General features: G+C 63.0%; 16 protein-coding genes. 10 read left to right on the forward strand and 6 right to left on the reverse strand.

Going from position 1 to position 17,560, the window contains the following annotated elements:
• The first annotated feature begins 5 nt into the window (after positions 1-5).
• The gene (locus tag ABLV04_RS07600; RefSeq protein ID WP_023289434.1) at positions 6-329 is read left to right on the forward strand and encodes a YdbL family protein; all 324 of its coding nucleotides are present in this window, start codon (positions 6-8) and stop codon (positions 327-329) included.
• On the opposite strand, the gene feaR is transcribed toward ABLV04_RS07600, so the two are convergent.
• Positions 330-1,232, reverse strand: coding sequence for a transcriptional regulator FeaR (gene feaR / locus ABLV04_RS07605; RefSeq protein WP_048334936.1), 903 nt, complete (start codon positions 1,230-1,232; stop codon positions 330-332).
• Between the two features lie 235 nt (positions 1,233-1,467).
• Here feaR and ABLV04_RS07610 point away from each other — a divergent pair, with 235 nt between their 5' ends.
• A complete protein-coding gene (locus ABLV04_RS07610) occupies positions 1,468-2,967 on the forward strand; it encodes an aldehyde dehydrogenase family protein (protein ID WP_023289436.1) in 1,500 nt (499 codons plus the stop codon).
• Between the two features lie 124 nt (positions 2,968-3,091).
• A complete protein-coding gene (locus ABLV04_RS07615; protein ID WP_180265664.1) occupies positions 3,092-3,982 on the forward strand; it encodes an oxidoreductase in 891 nt (296 codons plus the stop codon).
• A gap of 17 nt (positions 3,983-3,999) precedes the next feature.
• Here ABLV04_RS07615 and ABLV04_RS07620 read toward each other — a convergent pair whose 3' ends face one another.
• The 4 genes from ABLV04_RS07620 to ABLV04_RS07635 are packed head-to-tail and all read right to left on the reverse strand — an operon-like array spanning position 4,000 to position 8,010.
• Complete coding sequence (locus ABLV04_RS07620; RefSeq protein WP_032452631.1) at positions 4,000-4,731, reverse strand: class II aldolase and adducin N-terminal domain-containing protein; 732 nt, start codon at positions 4,729-4,731, stop codon at positions 4,000-4,002.
• 5 nt (positions 4,732-4,736) lie between these two features.
• Positions 4,737-5,567: an ABC transporter substrate-binding protein gene (locus ABLV04_RS07625; RefSeq protein WP_023289439.1), complete on the reverse strand. Its 831-nt coding sequence runs from the start codon at positions 5,565-5,567 to the stop codon at positions 4,737-4,739.
• Between the two features lie 23 nt (positions 5,568-5,590).
• Complete coding sequence (locus ABLV04_RS07630) at positions 5,591-6,463, reverse strand: phytanoyl-CoA dioxygenase family protein (protein ID WP_147733817.1); 873 nt, start codon at positions 6,461-6,463, stop codon at positions 5,591-5,593.
• Positions 6,464-6,489: 26 nt separating this feature from the next.
• Complete coding sequence (locus ABLV04_RS07635) at positions 6,490-8,010, reverse strand: amino acid ABC transporter permease/ATP-binding protein (RefSeq protein WP_023289441.1); 1,521 nt, start codon at positions 8,008-8,010, stop codon at positions 6,490-6,492.
• A gap of 488 nt (positions 8,011-8,498) precedes the next feature.
• Between ABLV04_RS07635 and ABLV04_RS07640 the strand changes: the two genes are divergently transcribed.
• The 7 genes from ABLV04_RS07640 to ABLV04_RS07670 all read left to right on the forward strand — a co-directional run bounded on the left by ABLV04_RS07640 (position 8,499) and on the right by ABLV04_RS07670 (position 14,983).
• A complete protein-coding gene (locus ABLV04_RS07640) occupies positions 8,499-9,413 on the forward strand; it encodes a LysR substrate-binding domain-containing protein (RefSeq protein ID WP_004204026.1) in 915 nt (304 codons plus the stop codon).
• A gap of 170 nt (positions 9,414-9,583) precedes the next feature.
• The gene (locus ABLV04_RS07645) at positions 9,584-10,840 is read left to right on the forward strand and encodes an NAD(P)/FAD-dependent oxidoreductase (protein ID WP_023289443.1); all 1,257 of its coding nucleotides are present in this window, start codon (positions 9,584-9,586) and stop codon (positions 10,838-10,840) included.
• Between the two features lie 26 nt (positions 10,841-10,866).
• Positions 10,867-11,301, forward strand: coding sequence for a RidA family protein (locus ABLV04_RS07650; protein WP_044522612.1), 435 nt, complete (start codon positions 10,867-10,869; stop codon positions 11,299-11,301).
• A complete protein-coding gene (locus tag ABLV04_RS07655) occupies positions 11,298-11,972 on the forward strand; it encodes a DUF1028 domain-containing protein (RefSeq protein ID WP_044522615.1) in 675 nt (224 codons plus the stop codon). The genes ABLV04_RS07650 and ABLV04_RS07655 overlap by 4 nt, the downstream gene beginning before the upstream one ends.
• Positions 11,965-13,134: an acetylornithine deacetylase gene (gene argE / locus ABLV04_RS07660; RefSeq protein ID WP_180265663.1), complete on the forward strand. Its 1,170-nt coding sequence runs from the start codon at positions 11,965-11,967 to the stop codon at positions 13,132-13,134. Before ABLV04_RS07655 ends, argE begins: the two co-directional genes overlap by 8 nt.
• Before the next feature lie 24 nt (positions 13,135-13,158).
• A complete protein-coding gene (locus tag ABLV04_RS07665; protein ID WP_044522619.1) occupies positions 13,159-13,977 on the forward strand; it encodes a phytanoyl-CoA dioxygenase family protein in 819 nt (272 codons plus the stop codon).
• A gap of 22 nt (positions 13,978-13,999) precedes the next feature.
• Positions 14,000-14,983, forward strand: a complete 984-nt coding sequence (locus ABLV04_RS07670) for a zinc-dependent alcohol dehydrogenase family protein (protein WP_162543131.1) — start codon at positions 14,000-14,002, stop codon at positions 14,981-14,983.
• Positions 14,984-14,985: 2 nt separating this feature from the next.
• On the opposite strand, the gene tynA is transcribed toward ABLV04_RS07670, so the two are convergent.
• The gene (tynA, locus tag ABLV04_RS07675; RefSeq protein WP_180265662.1) at positions 14,986-17,253 is read right to left on the reverse strand and encodes a primary-amine oxidase; all 2,268 of its coding nucleotides are present in this window, start codon (positions 17,251-17,253) and stop codon (positions 14,986-14,988) included.
• Between the last annotated feature and the right edge of the window lie 307 nt (positions 17,254-17,560).

Here is a 17,560-nt window from a genome sequence, read left to right on the forward strand (position 1 = left end):
CGACGATGAGAAAACGACTGTTAACCGCGGCGCTGGCGCTGACTCTGCTCAGCGCGCCCGCGCTGGCGTTGACCCTGAACGAAGCGCGCCAGCAGGGGCGGGTGGGGGAGACGCTGAACGGCTATCTGGCGCCGCTGCGTCAGGATAAAGAGACGCTGGCGCTGGTGAAGCAGATTAACGCCGCGCGCAGTGAAAGCTACCAGCAGCTGGCGGATGACAACAATCTGCCGGTGGATGAGGTAGCGAAAATGGCCGGACAGAAGCTGGTGGCCCGCGCTCAGCCCGGCGAGTACGTTCAGGGGCTGAACGGCCAGTGGCTGCGCAAATAGTTAGCGGCAGCGCTTACGGTATTCGCCCGGCGAGACGCCGAAGCGCTGCTTAAAGGCGGTGGAGAAATGGCTGTGGTCGCTGAAGCCCCAGCGGTAGCCGATCCCCGCCAGCTTTTCGTCGTCATGGACGTTCTGTAACGCCCGGGCGCACAGATCCAGCCGCCGGTTCTTAATATACTGCGCCACTACCAGCCCTTTGTCGGCAAACAGCCGGTAGAGGCTGCGCACCGACATTCCCGTCTCGCTGGCCAACCACTCCGGCCGCAGGTGTTCCGACTGAATGGACGCGTCGATTAACGCAATGATCTTCTGAAACTGCTGGTCCCGCCGGGACGGGGTCGGCTCGCGCTGGCGCAGCACCGGGCGCAACAGGCAGGCGATCGCGTCCAGCGCCGCCTCACTCTCGCTGGCGGAGAGCGTCGTGCCGCCCATACTCTCCAGCAGCAGGCGCTGACTGAGCTGCACCATCGGCAGAGACTTGTCCAGCCGGCAGGCGGTGGCGATCTCGCCCGTCGGCGCCACCCGCTGGCGCGGCAGCAACAGCGAAGCCTGACGCGAGGTCTGCTGCCAGACGATAGAGCACGGGCGGGCGGCGTCGATCAGCGTGATATCCCCCGCCGCCAGGGTCACCTGGCGATCGTCCTGTTCGATCACTGCTTCGCCGGCGAGCTGAAACACAGTATAGAACCAGGCGTCGTTATCGCGTTTGATCTCATTGCGCGTGCGGTAGAGATTGACGCCGGCGGCGGTGACCGTGCTGACCTTGAGACTGCCGGCGTAGCGGGCGTCAATGTCGCCGTGAAAGCGTCCCTCCAGCGGCCGGGCGGCGAAATGGCCGCAGACCTGATTGATCGTCGCCAGCCAGCGCTGGTAGGCCAGCCCCCCCTCAGCCGTGGTCATCATTCGCCGTTCTCCTGTAATAATAATGTTTCTGCATTGTTGCATTTATGCCGCCTCAGGCAAGGGCGCGATGGCGGGTATATGAAAGAACTATTACCTGCGGCACATTTCTGTCAGGGCAGGCGACGGAATTGCGGCGACTGTCACAGCGGCGCAAACGAATGTCACAGAGAAAAAAGCGCCAGCCGCCAACCGGACATAGACTGAAAGCACTATCCGCGAAGAATAAGGAAAGGGTATGTCCACCTCTCAGATAGCGCTGCTTGCCAGCGTCCAGCAGTTTTTAGACCGTCAGCATGGCCTGTATATCGACGGCGCTCCCTGCGCCGCGCAGAGCGAAAACCGGTTAACCGTCTGGGATCCGGCCACCGGGCAGGCGATCGCCACCACCGCCGACGCCAGCCCGGCGGATGTCGACCGGGCGGTGATGTCCGCCTGGCGCGCCTTCGTCGATCGCCGCTGGGCCGGTCGCACCCCGGCCGACCGTGAGCGCATCCTGCTGCGCTTTGCCGATCTGGTGGAGGCGCACGGCGAGGAGCTGGCGCAGCTGGAGACCCTTGAGCAGGGTAAATCCATCGCCATTTCCCGCGCCTTCGAGGTCGGCTGCACCCTGAACTGGATGCGCTACACGGCGGGGCTGACCACCAAAATCAGCGGCCGGACGCTGGACGTCTCGATCCCGTTCCCGCAAGGGGCCCGTTACCAGGCGTGGACCAAAAAAGAGCCGGTGGGGGTCGTGGCGGGCATCGTTCCGTGGAATTTCCCGCTGATGATCGGTATGTGGAAGGTGATGCCGGCGCTGGCGGCGGGCTGTTCGATCGTCATCAAACCCTCGGAAACCACCCCGCTGACCCTGCTGCGGGTGGCGGAGCTGGCGACCCAGGCGGGCATTCCTGACGGGGTGTTCAACGTGGTCACCGGCAGCGGTGCCGGCTGCGGCGCGGCGCTGACCTCACATCCGCAGGTGGCGAAGGTGAGCTTTACCGGCTCGACGGCCACCGGGAAACAGATTGCGCGGGTGGCCGCAGACCGACTGACCCGCGTGACGCTGGAGCTGGGCGGCAAGAACCCGGCGATTGTGCTCAAAGACGCCGATCCCCAGTGGGTCATTGAGGGGCTGATGACCGGCAGCTTCCTCAACCAGGGACAGGTCTGCGCCGCCAGTTCGCGGATCTACATTGAAGCGCCGCTGTTTGACACCCTGGTCAGCGGTTTCGAGCAGGCGGTGAAATCGCTGCAGGTGGGACCGGGGATGCAGGAGACGGCGCAGATCAACCCGGTGGTCTCCCGTGCCCACTGCGACAAGGTGGCGGCCTACCTCGAAGAGGCCCGCCAGCAGAAGGCGGAGCTTATCAGCGGCAGCGCCGGGCCGGATGCCGGGGGGTACTATATTCCGCCGACGCTGGTGGTCAACCCGGACGCCGGGCTGCGCCTTACCCGCGAGGAGGTGTTTGGCCCGGTGGTGAACCTGGTGCGGGTGGCTGACGGGGAGGAGGCGCTGCGCCTGGCCAACGACAGCGATTTCGGCCTGACCGCCAGCGTCTGGACCCGCGACCTGACCCAGGCTCTCAACTATACCGACCGCCTGCAGGCCGGGACGGTGTGGGTCAACAGCCATACCCTGATTGACGCCAACCTGCCGTTCGGCGGCATGAAGCAGTCCGGTACCGGTCGCGATTTCGGCCCGGACTGGCTCGACGGCTGGTGCGAAACCAAATCGGTCTGCGTGCGTTACTAGCCCTCCGTCGGGGAAGGCGCATCGCTTTTCCCGACATCCCGCTTGCCGACCTCCGCGCTTTCTCGCTACTGTGGAGGGCAATCTTTGCCCGCGCAGGGCGGTGAATGATGAGGAGGTCTTCGGCATGACAGCATTTCCTGAGGTTGCACTAATTGGTCCCGGCGCCATCGGCACGACTATCGCCGCCGCCCTGTTTGCGGTGGGAAGGGCGCCGGTGGTTTGCGGGCGCACTGCCCATACGTCGCTGGTGCTGCGCACTGATGAGGGTGAGATCGTGGTGCCCGGCCCGGTGCTTACCGACCCAACGGCGATAGCCGCCCCCTTCGACCTGGTGTTTGTCGCGGTGAAGGCCACCCAGACTGAGGCCATCGCCCCCTGGCTGACGGCCCTGTGTTCGCCGGACACCGTGGTATGCGTGCTGCAAAACGGCGTCGAGCAGCGCCAGCAGTTTGCCCCTTTGACCGGCGGCGCGACGGTGCTGCCGTCGGTGGTCTGGTTTCCGGCGCAGCGCGACGCCGATGCTTCCGTCTGGCTGCGCGCCGCGCCGCGACTGACGCTGCCGGACCTGCCGGGGGCGGGGCGGGTGCAGCAGGCGCTGGCGGGAACCCGCTGCGCGGTGGAGCTGGCGGCCGATTTTACCACCGTGGCCTGGCGTAAACTGCTGCAGAACGCCGTCGCCGGACTGATGGTGCTGACCGGACGACGCGCCGGGATGTTCGCCCGGGAGGAGATCACCGCTCTCGGACTGGCCTATTTGCGCGAATGCCTGCAGGTGGCGCGGGCGGAAGGAGCCGTCCTGAGCGACAGCGTGCCGGAGGAGATCATCGCCGGTTTTCATCGGGCGCCTGCCGACCTGAGCACCTCTATTCTGATCGATCGCCTGCATGGCCGACCGCTGGAGTGGGATATTCGTAACGGGGTGGTGCAGCGTCGCGGGCGTCAGCACGGCATACCGACGCCGCTCAGCGATATCATCGTGCCGCTGCTGGCGGCGGCCAGCGATGGCCCGGGCTGACCCGGGCTGGCGCGGGGTTAGTCCACCAGGGAGGGATCGAGGTCGATCATCAACTGCTTCATCTCGGCAAAGTGCTGCCGGGAGAAATCGGCAATCTTCTCCCAGTCCTGGGCGGTTTTTTCCGCCACCGCGTCTGACAGCACCTTCAGCGGCTGGCCGGTTGACCAGGCGGTGATCAGGATCTGACAGGCGCGCTCGAGGGTCCAGATATCGTCGAACGCTTCGCCGATGGTCGGGGCGGTCACCAGCACCCCGTGGTTGCCCATCAGCAGACGGCGTTTATCCGCCAGCAGCCCCGCCAGCCGGGCCCCTTCTGCCGCGGTGTCCGCCATCCCGCCGTACAGCGTATCGACGGCGACCCGGTTAAAATAGCGGGCCGTGTTCTGGTCGATGGGCAGGATCTGCGGCGTCGCCAGACAGGCGAGGCTGGTGGTGTACACCGGGTGCAGATGCAGCACCACCCGCACGTCCGGCAGCCGCTGATGGATCTGCCCGTGAATAGCCCACGCGGTGGCATCGACGTCAGGGCGCGCGGCGCAGCTTTCATCATCGGCGTTCAGCACCAGCAGATCGCTGGCGCGGATGCGCGAAAAGTGTTTCCACTTCGGGTTCAGTAAAAACGTCTTCCCGTCGGCGGAGAGCGCGGCGCTGAAATGGTTGGCCACCGCCTCATGCATGCCAAGATGGGCAATGATGCGAAAGGTGGCCGCCAGGTCGATGCGGATCTGCTCTTCATCGGTATCGCGCATGGGCATTACTCCGCTTTTGGCATCAGGGTCTGCAGATCCTCTGCCGTCGGCGCCTGGAAGTGATATTTCTTCAGCAGGGCGGCGTATTCCGGCGTGGTGCTGTATTTTTTCAGCGCCTCTTCAAGGGCGGTTTTCACCTCAGTGTTGCCTTTTTTAACGCCAAAGCCGTTCAGCACCGGATAGATCAGGGTGTCAGAGGCGATCACCACCCGGTCGCCCAGCTTTTCCACCACCCCGCGCGCCACGGCGGCGTCGGTGATCTGCGCATCCACTGCGCGCGACAGCAGCGCCTGGGTGGTCTGCGGGTCGGTGGTATAGACGCTCAGCGCAATCGGCTTCAGCCCCTTCTTCACGCAGTAGTCGGCGGAAAGCTTCTGCAACTGCGCCAGCCACGAGGTGGCGCCCATCGAGCCGATTTTATGCCCGCAGAAGTCTTCCGGGGTCTTTGGCTGATAGTCGCTCCCTTTACGGGCGAGGATCGCTTCCCCGCTTTTCAGGTACGGCACCATGTCGATCACCTTCAGGCGCTCGGCGGTAATGTACATCGACGAGTTGGTGATATCGAAGCGCCCGCCCTGCAGCCCGGGGATCAGGTTGGGGAAGCGGGTATCGATATTCACCGCCTCGCGGCCCATGCTCTTCGCCAGGCCGTCGAGCAGTTCAATATCAAACCCCGCCGGCTTATTGTTCTCCATATACTCGTAAGGGAAAAAGGTCATGTCCGAACCGGCGGTGATCTTGCCGCTTTGCTGGAAGGCCAGCGCGTTCAGGGATGTCAGAGCCCCCGCTGCGCAGAGCAGCAGAGCCAGCGGGCGTGGTGCGAAAAAGCGTGTCATAAAACCTCCGGAGTGTGGGCGAATTACATGCTGGCGCGATCGGCACCGGCCTGCTGAACAAAAAACGAAGCGCCGCGCGGCTTCTGCGGCAGACGAAGCTGGTTATCGGTGCTGCGCACCAGACCGCTCTCTTCCCCGGCCACCAGCTGGCCGGCATGGCGGCTCGGCAGCGGGTTTTCGCCGAAGGGCAGCGCATCCTCGGCGGCGTAGACGCTGATGAACAGGGTGCGCGGCAGGGCGGTTTCGTTGGGGCTGGAGGCGTGCAGCAGGCGGGTATGCATAAAGCAGACTGAGCCCGCCGGGCCAAAACAGGCCTGCGGCTGCTGGCAGTGAGCCGTCACCACCTCGTCATCCACCGCTCCGGTGAAGCGCCCCTCCTGCCAGTGGGACCACAGCGGCCCCTCATGGCTGCCCGGCACCACGTTGAGCGGGCCATTCTCCGGAGTCACCTCGCTGACCATCAGCAGGGCGGTGATGATGTCGTCATTGCTGTGCGGGGTGAAGAGGAAATCCTGATGCCATTTCACCTCGGTGGCGGTGTGCGGCAGCTTGGAGTTAATTTTGCTGTGGTGAAAGCGGGTGCCGCTGCCGCCGATCAGCTGCGCGGCGATGGTCGCCATCCGCGAGTTGAGCGCAGTATGGCGATACGCCTCGGAGATCTCCGTCGGGGAGGCGACCCGGCGCAGCGACGGATGGTCGGGAGCATGGTCGCGCTCGATATCGAAGCGCGGCCGCCCGTCGAGGGTTTCCCCCCACGCCGACGCGTGGCGGCGGCTCTCCTCGACCCAGCCGTCAAAATCGCTCTGCAGAGTGGCGATGTCGGCGGCGGAAAGCACCCCTTCGACCACCAGATAACCCTGCTGATGAAACTGCTCAATTTGCCACTGCGCAATCATAGTTTTTCCTCTTCACGTCCCGATAGTTAAGCCAGAGAAACATCTTTCAGAAAGGCCTCGACCCGCGGGTGTTGCCCGCTGCGCATCGCCTGCGGCGTGTCATCGCACACCACCCGGCCTTTCTCCATAAACACGATCCGGTCAGACACTTTGAAGGCGAAGTTCATCTCGTGGGTGACGATAACCATCGTGATGCCTTCATGGGCCAGGGATTCGATAACCTGCAGCACCTCATTCACTTTTTCCGGATCCAGCGCCGAGGTGGGCTCATCGAACAGCATGATCTGCGGACGCATCATCAGGGCGCGGGCGATTGCCACCCGCTGCTGCTGACCGCCGGAGAGCTGGTGCGGATACTTCCAGGCGTGTTCCAGCATGCCCACCTTGTGCAGCAGCTCGCAGGCGTGCTGGCGCAGCTCCGCGTCGCTTGCCAGATGGTGATAGCGCGGGGCCAGCAGCAGATTGCCGAACACGGTCAGATGCGGGAACAGGTTGAAGCTCTGGAACACCATGCCGATGTTCAGGCGATGTTCGGCATTCTCCATAAAGCGCGGCTTCTGCTGCCCCTGACGGTCGAGATGAATAAAGGGCTGGCCGTTAATCTGAATTTCGCCGTTGTCGATTTGCTCAAGACCGTTCAGCAGGCGAATGAGGGTGGTTTTTCCCGAGCCCGACGGGCCGATGACCGACACCACTTCGCCGGGCTGGATCTGCAGGCTCACCGCCCCCAGCACTTCGACGTTGTTGTAGGCCTTATGCAGCTTAGAGGCCTGCAGCGCCGGCTCATGGCCCTGGGAGACGCTGCGCGCCATCGCCGGGCGGCGGGCGGTCGCCAACTGCTGCATCTCGGCATCCACCGGCCGGGCGGTGTCGCGTCGGGTGACATCGAGGTAGTTCTCCAGCCGTTTCAGCAGAAAATCGAACACCGTGACGATAAAGATGTAATAAAACGCCACGGCGGTCATGGTCTCCATGACCAGAAAGTTCTGCGAGTAGAGCTGCTGGCCGACCATCAATATTTCGGTCAGGGAGATCACCGACACCAGCGAACTGAGCTTCACGATGGCGATATACTCATTGGCCAGCGCCGGCAGGGCGACGCGCAGCGCCTGGGGAATGATCACCCGCCACTGGATCCCGGCGTAGCGCAAACCCAGGGCCCGCGCGGCTTCACTCTGCCCGCGGGGGATGGAAAGCAGCCCGCCGCGATGGATCTCGGCGATATAGGCCGCTTCGCTGAGGACCATCGCCAGCAGGCCGGCCCAGAAGGGGTCGTTCAGCACCGGCGCGAAGGAGGGCAGCGCCTGCGGCATGTTGTAGACAAAAATCAGCAGGACCAGCAGCGGCATACTGCGAAATAACCAGATATACAGCCGGGCAGGGGTGGATAACCAGCCGCGCGGCGACTGTTTAGCCAGCGCCAGAATAAATCCGAGCACAATACTGCAGCCCCAGGTCAGCAGACTTAATTTAATGACGGTCCAGGTGGCCCACCAAAAATCGGCATCGCTGAGCAGACTTAACATGTAGTTCCAGTTAAACGTCATGGGCTATTTCACTCGTCATAATTAACCTAAATGAAAGCGGCTCGGCTGTGCATTAATGGGGAGCCGCCGGTGTTCATCGTGCGAATACACTATGCTGGCAGGATGCTTTCAGAGGCAATTAGTAAATTTTTGGTCTTTAAGTTTAAAAAAACTATACAGCGTTATTAACGATATGGAATTTAAAGTGATTATCAGGATACTTTGCGTAAACAATTTAAAAACAATAGCTGTAATTTAATAACGCCATTTTATGCAGACAGGTTATTTTGCGCGAAACTGGGGCGACCGCTGCCTGCTCAATGTGCAGCGTGATGCATGATGGTGCAAGCGGGGAAATAAACCGCGCCGGCGCGGGAGGAGAAAAAATAATATCGCCCCCTGGCGGGCAATGCGCCGCCATTCTTCTCGGGTGGCACGCGGATTGCTTGGGACTTAGAGGAAAACTATTCCCCGCGTGCGCCGGACCATATTTTATCAATGGTGATGCTATGAACCGATTTACCCTGAAGCAGCTCAAATATTTCGTCACCGTGGTGGAGACGGAGAGTATCGCCGAGGCCTCCCGCCAGCTGCACATTGCGCAGCCGTCAATTTCCATTGCCATTAAGAATCTGGAGAGCACCTTCGACCAGCAGCTGTTTATTCGCCACCACGCGCAGGGCGTCTCGCTCACCTCCAGCGGTCGGCGGATCTACGATAAAGCGAAGGAGCTGCTGCGCCTGTCGTGGGAATTTGAGCAGAATTCGCGAGCGGATAAAGAGCTGGTTTCTGGCATGATCTCCATCGGTTGCTTTGAGTCGGTGGCCCCGCTGTATATGCCGAAGCTGGTGGCCGGGTTTAAGAAATGCTATCCGGAAATTACGCTGCATCTGTATGACGGCGAACAGCATGAGCTGATGCATGGCCTGCACCGCGGCCGCTTCGACCTGGCGCTGGTCTACGATCTGGAGCTCGGCCACTCGATCAATAAAGAGCGGCTTAATGCTCCGCATAAACCCTACGCGCTGCTGCCCGCCGCGCATCCGCTGGCGCAAAAGGCGCAGGTGACGCTGCAGGAGCTGAGTCGCGAGCCGATGATCCTCCTCGACGCGGTCCCGAGTAAAAATTATTTCATCTCCATCTTTAAGGAAAAAGGCTATCACCCGGAAGTGGCTTACAGCTCCCCCTCTATCGAAATGGTGCGCTGTATGGTCGGCCAGGGGCTCGGTTTTTCGGTGCTGGTCACCCGGCCCTGCTGCGATATGACCTACGATGGCGAAAGGGTGGTGCAGCGGGATATTGCCGACGACATGCCCGCCTCAACCTTAATTATGGCGCACCTCGCTAATAATGAGCCGACGCGGCCGACGCAACTGTTTATGGATTATTGTCGCAGTATCGAATTAACCCCCTCTCACGGCTGAAATAATGCCTGTCGATCCGGCAGGCGTTATTTTTTCTGTCGCCACTCAGCCTCGTAAAATTCTATTCAGTCGATCGTTTTATAATATTTTACCAATTCGTCACAGTTAAATAACCTGAAAGCCGTCAATTCCGGCGACCTCGTCGGCAACTGTGCTTGAAGGATAGAGAAATGACTGAACAGATAACCGAGATCGATACCCTGGTGGTCGGCGCGGGGCAGGCGGGCGTCGCCATGAGCGAGCATCTGACCCGGCTGGATATCCCCCATCTGGTGCTGGAGAAACAGGGTATTGCCCAGGCCTGGCGCAGCGGGCGCTGGGATTCGCTGGTGGCCAACGGCCCGGCCTGGCACGATCGGTTTCCGGGGATGGTGTTCCCTGACTGCCCGCCGGACAGCTTTGTCGGCAAAGAGCAGGTTGCGGACTATTTTGCCGCCTATGCCCGCAGCTTCAATGCGCCGATCCGCACCGGGGTGGAAGTGTACAGCGCCGAACGCCTCGCCGGGCGGCCGGGCTTTCGTGTCGACACCTCCGAGGGGGTAATTGAGGCGCAGCGGATCGTGGCGGCTACCGGACCCTTTCAGCGCCCGACGATCCCGGCCATCGCCCCGCAGAGTGAGGCTATTCAGCAGCTCCATTCGGCGCACTATTTTAATCCGCAGCAGCTGCCGGAGGGCGGCGTGCTGGTGGTGGGGGCCGGATCCTCCGGCGTGCAGATTGCCGATGAGCTACAGCGTGCCGGACGCGCGGTGTGGCTGTCGGTGGGGGCGCACGACCGGCCGCCGCGTCGCTATCGCCAGCGCGATTTTTGCTGGTGGCTCGGCGTGCTGGGGATGTGGGACGCCGCGGCCAATGCGCCGGGGAAAGAGCATGTCACTATCGCGGTGAGCGGCGCGCGCGGCGGCCATACCGTCGATTTTCGCCAGCTGGCGCATCAGGGGGTCACCCTGGTGGGGCAGACCCGCGGCTTTGACGGCGCCAGGGCGCTGTTCCACCCCGACCTGGCGGAGAATATCCGCCGCGGCGATGCCTCCTATCTTGCGCTGCTCGACGCCGCCGACGACTGGGTAGCGCGCAACGGTTTGGATCTGCCCGAAGAGCCCTCCGCCCGTGACTTTCTGCCCGACCCGGCCTGCGTCAGCGACCCGCTGCTTAGCCTCGACCTGGCCGAGGCCGGGATCGGCGCCATCATCTGGGCGACCGGGTATACCACCGATTATCGCTGGCTGAAGGTCAACGCCTTCGATGACGCGCAGCGGCCGCAGCATCACCGCGGCGTGTCGACGGAGCCGGGGGTCTATTTCCTCGGCCTGCCGTGGCTGTCGCGGCGCGGGTCCACCTTTATCTGGGGCGTCTGGCACGATGCCAAATATATTGCCGACCAGATCGCCATTCAGCGCCAGTATCAGCGCTACCAGCCGTCCTGATAACCGATTCCTGAAGGAGTGCTTTGATGCCAACCCATACCCGTATTCGCATGTTTAACACCAAAGAGACCTACCCGAACCAGGCGCTGAATAACGATCTGTGCCAGGCGGTGCGGGCGGGGAATACCGTCTACGTTCGCGGCCAGGTCGGCACCGATTTCGCCGGCAACCTGATCGGCCTCGGCGACCCGCGGGCCCAGGCGGAGCAGGCGATGAAGAATGTCGAACAGCTACTGAAAGAGGCCGGCAGCGACCTCTCGCATATCGTCAAGACCACCACTTATCTGATCGACCCCCGCTATCGCGAGCCGGTCTATCAGGAGGTGGGCAAATGGTTGAAAGGGGTCTTCCCCATCTCCACCGGGGTGGTGGTGTCGGCCCTGGCGCAGCCGCAGTGGCTGATGGAGATTGACGTCACGGCGGTGATCCCCGACGACTGGCAGGGGGAGGCGACAGAATGACCCTCTCCCTTACCGCCCGCTGCCCGGAAACGGGTCAGTTGGGCATCGCCATTAGTTCATCGAGCATGGCCGTCGGGTCGCGCTGTCCGTGGCTGCTGCCCGGCGTGGGGGCGGTTTCCAGCCAGAATATTACCCTGCCGTCGCTGGGGCCGCAGATCCTCAGCGCGATCGAGGCGGGGGCCAGCGTTGAGCAGGCCATGAAACAGGCTCTGGCGGAGGATCGCTTCCGTGAATATCGCCAGGTCGCGGCGATTGACGCCAACGGCGACACAGCGGTGTTCAGCGGGGAGTTCACCCTCGGGATCGGCGGCGCCCTGGCGGGGGATAACTGCGTGGCGGCGGGCAATATGCTGGCCAGTCAGGGCGTGATCGCCGCGATGGTGGGCGCCTTTGAGGCCGCCACCGGTGAGCTGGCCAGCCGGCTGCTGGCCGGGCTGCGCGCCGGGATCGTCGCCGGGGGCGAGGCCGGCCCGGTCCACTCGGCGGCGGTGAAGGTGGTGGATGATTACCCGTGGCCGGTGGTCGACCTGCGCATTGACTGGGCGGAGGCGGATCCGCTGGCGGCCCTTGAGCAGCTGTGGCTGGCGTGGGAGCCGCAAATGGAGGCCTATATTACCCGGGCGCTCGACCCGCGCGAGGCGCCGGCCTATGGCGTGCCTGGCGATGAATAACACGCCGGGAGCGATCCTTGCCGCGCTGCTGGCCTTTGATACCACCAGCCGCCATTCGAACCTGGCGATGATCGACTGGATCGCCGATTTTCTCGCCGCCCGCGGCGTGGCGTCCCGCCGCTTTTATGACCCGTCGGGCGGTAAGGCCAATCTCTACGCCCGGCTGGGGCCGTCCGGCGGCGGCGGGGTGATGCTCTCGGGCCACACCGACGTGGTCCCGGTGGACGGGCAGGACTGGAGCGTGCCGCCGTTTAGCCTGACCGAGCGCGATGGCCGCTACTACGGCCGCGGCAGCGCCGATATGAAGGGCTTTCTCGCCTGCGTGCTGGCGGCAGTGGATGACTTTCTGACGGCGCCGCTGCGGATGCCATTGCATCTGGCCTTCTCCTATGATGAAGAGGTCGGCTGTCTCGGCGTGCGCAGCCTGGCGGCGTTTCTGCAGGCCTCGCCGGAGAAACCGGCGCTGTGCCTCATCGGCGAGCCGACGGAGATGCAGCCGGTGTTCGGTCATAAAGGCAAACTGGCCATGCGCTGCTGCATCGAGGGCCAGGCCTGCCATTCGGCCTATGCCCCACAGGGCGTGAACGCCATCCGCTACGCGGCCAGGCTGATTAACCGCCTGGATCGGCTGGGCGCGGGTCTGGCCCGGCAGCAGGACAGCCGCTTCTCGCCGCCCTTCAGCACTCTGCAGGTGGGCACCATTCAGGGCGGCGCCGCGCTGAACATCGTCCCGCAGTCCTGCCGCTTTGATTTTGAGATCCGCTACCTGCCGGGGATGCGTCCTGAAGCGGTCACCGAGGCGCTGGCGGCCTACGCCCGCCGCCGGCTGCTGCCGGAGATGCGCCGGGTCGGCGGTGAGAGCGACATCCAGTTTCAGCTATTGAGCCACTACCCGCCGCTGCTCAGCGATCCGCAGTCCGACTTCGCCCGCTGGCTGGCGCAGTGGTGCGGCAGCGATCGGTTTTCCACCGTGGCGTTCGGCACCGAAGGGGGGCTGTTCGATGAGATGGGCGTCGCGACCCTGGTCTGCGGGCCGGGCAGCATGGCCCAGGGCCATAAGGCCGATGAGTACATCAGCATCGACCAGACCGAACGCTGTATGACGATGCTGGGCCAGCTGTGCGCCTGGATGCGCGCCGAGCCCGCAGAACCGCTTACCTGATCCACCCACACAGGAACCCAAGCGATGCACAATCAACACTCTCCCCATATCGATCAAGCGACTGTCGACCGCTGGCAGGCGGATGGCGTGGTATTACTGAAGGGCGTTTTTACCCCCTGGGTTGAGCGCCTCGCCGAGGGGGTCACGGCGCTGATGGCCAGCCCCAGCGAATATGGTCATGCGCGCACGGTGATCCCCAAAGATGGCTCGCCGCCTTTCTTTCAGGATTACTGTAACTGGTCGCGGATCCCGGCGTTTAGCGAGTTTGTCTTCCAGTCGGCGGCCGCGGAGATCGCCGCTGCGCTGATGCAGTCGCAGACGGCGAAATTTTTCCATGAGCATACGCTGGTCAAACCCGCCGGAGGCAGCACGGTCACCCCCTGGCATCATGATCAGCCGTACTATTGCGTCTCCGGCCGGCAAAACGTCAGCTTCTGGATCCCGCTGGACCCGGTAGCGGAAGCCACCTCGCTGCGCTGCATTCGCGGGTCGCATCGCTGGGAGGCGGAGTACAGTCCCACCCGCTTCAATGGCACAAAGCTCTACGAACACACCCGGTTCAGCGCGCTGCCGGATATCGACGCCCATGAGGATGAGTACGATATCGTCAGCTGGGCGCTGGAGCCGGGGGACGCGGTGGCCTTCCATTTTCGCACCGTCCATGGCGCCCGCGGCAACCCCGGGGCGCGGGCGCGACGGGTCTTCTCCGCCCGCTGGGTGGGGGATGACGCCGCGTTTGCCGACCGCGGCGGCGTGACCTCGCCGCCGTTCCCCGAACTGACTCTGCGGGACGGCGACCCGCTGGATTCGCCACTGTTCCCCCAGGTCTGGCCACCGGCGTAAGCGGCTGCGGACGGGATCTGCTATGATCCCGCCTTTCGTTGTCTGGAGCCTGTCGATGTTCAATGACGCCATTGTTTATGACCGCTACGGTCCGCCGGCCGCGGTGCTATCGCTGAAACGCACCCCGCTGGCGCCGCTGGCCGGCGGACGGGTGCGGGTCAGGATGCGCTATGCCCCGGTGAATCCCTCAGATCTGATCCCCATTACCGGCGCCTATCGCCACCGTACCCGACTGCCGGCCGTGCCCGGCTACGAAGGCCTTGGCGAGGTGGTCGCCGCGCCGTTCGGCAGCCGGCTGACCGCGGGCCAGCGGGTGCTGCCCCTGCGCGGGGGCGGCACCTGGCAGCGGTTTATCGATCTGGATGAGACCTGGCTGGTGCCGGTTCCCGCGGCGGTGGACGATCTGCTGGCCGCCCGCGGGTATATCAATCCGCTGACCGCGATGCTGATGCTCAGACGCTGGCCGGTTGCCGGGAAACAGATCGTGCTGACCGCCGCCGCCTCCTCTTGCGCCAGCCTGCTGGGGCAGTGGGCGCTGGCCATGGGCGCCCGTTCGGTAAGCGGGATTATTCGCTCGCCGCAGCATCGGGCGCGTCTGGAGCAGGCCGGGATCTATCCGATCCTTGAGGCCGACCGGGCGCTGGTGGAGAAGGTCAGCCAGCACAGCGATCTGGTGTTTGACGCGGTGGGCGGGGAGCTGGGGAACACGCTGTTGTCGGTGCTGCCCGCGTCATCGACCCTGATCTCCTATGGCTTATTATCCGGACGGCCGCTGATCCAGACGCGCGCCAGCGCGGCGGTGCGCAAGTTTCATCTGCGGGAGGCGCTGCCTGGCCTCAGCGTGGCGGCATGGCGGGCGGCGTTCGACGAAATCTGGCAACGGCTGCCGACGACCACGCAACCGCCGGCCCGGCGGGTGGCGTTGAACGACTGGCGGGAGGCGATTGCCGCCGCCGGCCAGCCGGGAAGAGGCGGTAAAATCCTGCTCGATTTCACCGTGGGTTAAGATTACTGTTTCTTCTCGCCGAGGGTCGGCGTTTCGTCAAAGAAGTTCCATGGCTTCAGCAGGGCGTGCGCCCATTCGGTTGGCATGATCGGCCACTCTTCAGCCCGCGCCACGTGGGTGGTGCCGGTGGTGATCCACACCACGTCATCCTGGTGCGTCAGCGACTCATCGTCCTTCGCATACTGGCCTAACCCGGTATCGTGAGCGGAGCGGTTGGGGTATTTGCCTTCCGGATAGCGTTCGCTCGGGTGGTAGCGCGTCACCCACAGCTGTTTATCCATAAAGCTCAGACGATGGTAGATCCACTCGTCCGGGGCGAATTTGGCGCCGGTCGCCGCCGGATGGGTGCCGCCGGCGTAAGGGATGATCTGGTAAGAGACCGGGTTGCCCATGCGGTTCTCTTTGCTGGTGTTGCTCAGCAGGCGAATCGTGCCCGGGTCGAATTTCTGCGCCGCTTTCTGTTCGCTGTCAATCGTGTACTGATCCACCTGCATGGTGCTGGTGCGCGGGCCGCCGGCGGTGTTGGGCTTCACCTCCGGGTCCATCGCCACCAGGGTGTTGTTTTCGCCGTCCACGTCGAGGTCGAGACGGAAGTTATAGATATGCTGGTGGGTGGTGCCGACAATATTATGGTCGATCAGCGTTCCGTAGCGGGTATCCTCTTTGGCGCTGGGGTCGTGCATGGTCTTCGCCAGCACGCCTTTCACCGCCTCAATCCCGGTGGCGCCGGCGTCGATACCGATGGTGCCGTTGTCGTGGAATACCCAGTCAAAGATATAGTCGTAGTTGCCGACGGTGCTGATCCAGCGCACCACCAGCTCCCGGCGCTCGGTACTGACGTTGGGCTTGCCCATCTCCAGGTGCTTATATTCCGGCCCGGCGTAGCGCTCGAAGATGGCGACAGCGTGCGGGATGGTGGTCGGCGCGCCGGTGTAGTCGGCGATGGTTTCATCCAGCAGCACCGCATTCGACGGCGCGTCTTTGCCGCGCACAATCGGCGAGGTCAGGGTGCCCATGCCGTAATCGCCGGAGTCCAGATAGGCTTTGAAATACCAGCCGACGTCGGGGTCGCCGTAGGGGACGATCATCCCGCCGAGGGAACCTTCATACATCACCTGGCGTTTTTTGCCGTTATCGTTGTAGGTCACCGTCGAGAGGATGGGCCCGACGCGCGAGTTAAGACGCAGGTGGAAATCCCAGTTCCGCCAGTGAATGGTATCCCCGGTAATGGTGTAGTTTTTGCCTTCCGGTTCAGTAATATCCAGCGGTTTCACCGCCGGGGCGTTGCGGTCCCGGCCATCATACGGCCGCGGTTCCATCGGCACCGGGATCACCGGGCCTTCCTCGATTTTGATGATTTTCTTCGCTTCCAGGTCGACCACCGCCACCAGGTTTTCAATCGGGTGCGCCCAGTAGTTGCCGTCGCCGGTATCGAGATAGCTGACCACCTTCAGCAGGCGCGCATCCTGCTGCAGGCCATCTTTGCCATCGAAGTAGCCGACGGTGAGCGGGGTGGTGACCACTTTTCCAGGGTCGGTAATCCCGTGCTTTTTCAGCACCGCCGCGAATTCACTGCTGGCGTTGATGATGTTCTGCACGCTGGCGAAATCATCGAGCAGCACCATGCCGTGGGCGCCTTTGATCGGCGTCCATGAGAGGATTTTTTTGTGTTGCAGATCGACCACGGCCTCCATCACCTGTTTGCCATCCAGCATCACCACATCGGCAGTGCGCGGCGCATCCACTGGCGTACCCTGCAGGGCGAAGGCCCATACCGCCGCTTTATCCGGCTCATGCAGGGAAATTTCGCTAAACCGGGTATTAGGCTGGAATTCCGGCGCGGCTTTGACAATGGTCACCGCGTCGCTGATTTCCGCCGCCGAGAGCGAGTTTAGCGGGTGAGGGCGCTTTTCCACCTGGAAGGTCTGGTCGAGACCGGACTGGAACACATCGTTGATAAAGGTATCGGAGACCCAGGCTTTACCGTCCTTCATCACCACCGGCACCGGCAGATCAAGGGTTTTGCCGTTGACGATCGCGGTTTTAGCGCCGGGCTTCACTTTGACGTAAGCGCCGTCTTTTATCAGGGTAAACATTTGCGCATAGTCGTCCCACTGCACGTCAGCGCCAAACGCCTCCAGCGTTTTATCCAGTGGCACCATGTGCGCCTCGCTGCCGTGAGCGAAAACCGGGGATTGCCAGGCGCAAACCACCGCCACGGCCAGCGCCAGCGCGGTTTTACGAGGGGAAAATTTCAAGCCGTTTGCCATGATGACCTCATCTTATTGTTGTGTTGTCTTATGCCGCTGCGAATGTCGGCTTTGTCACCCTTAAGCTACCAGCCCGCGGCGCCGGGGCGTTTGTTTGCTCTTGCCAGGTTATTTGTCAGGTTTGCCAGACGGACGTAAAAAATGCCTCCGCAGAGGCATGGAGCACGTGCGGCGATTTTATTGCCGGGTGGCGGCTGCGCCTTACCCGGCCTACCTGTCCGGGTCTGACTGCCAGTAGGCCCGCGCAAGCGCAGCGCCGCCGGGCAAGGACAGCGGGCACGGAGCCGATTTTGTGCCGGGTGGCGGC

Origin of the sequence: Klebsiella sp. JN_Kp127 (assembly GCF_040062505.1) — a bacterium.
GTDB lineage: Bacteria > Pseudomonadota > Gammaproteobacteria > Enterobacterales > Enterobacteriaceae > Klebsiella > Klebsiella quasipneumoniae.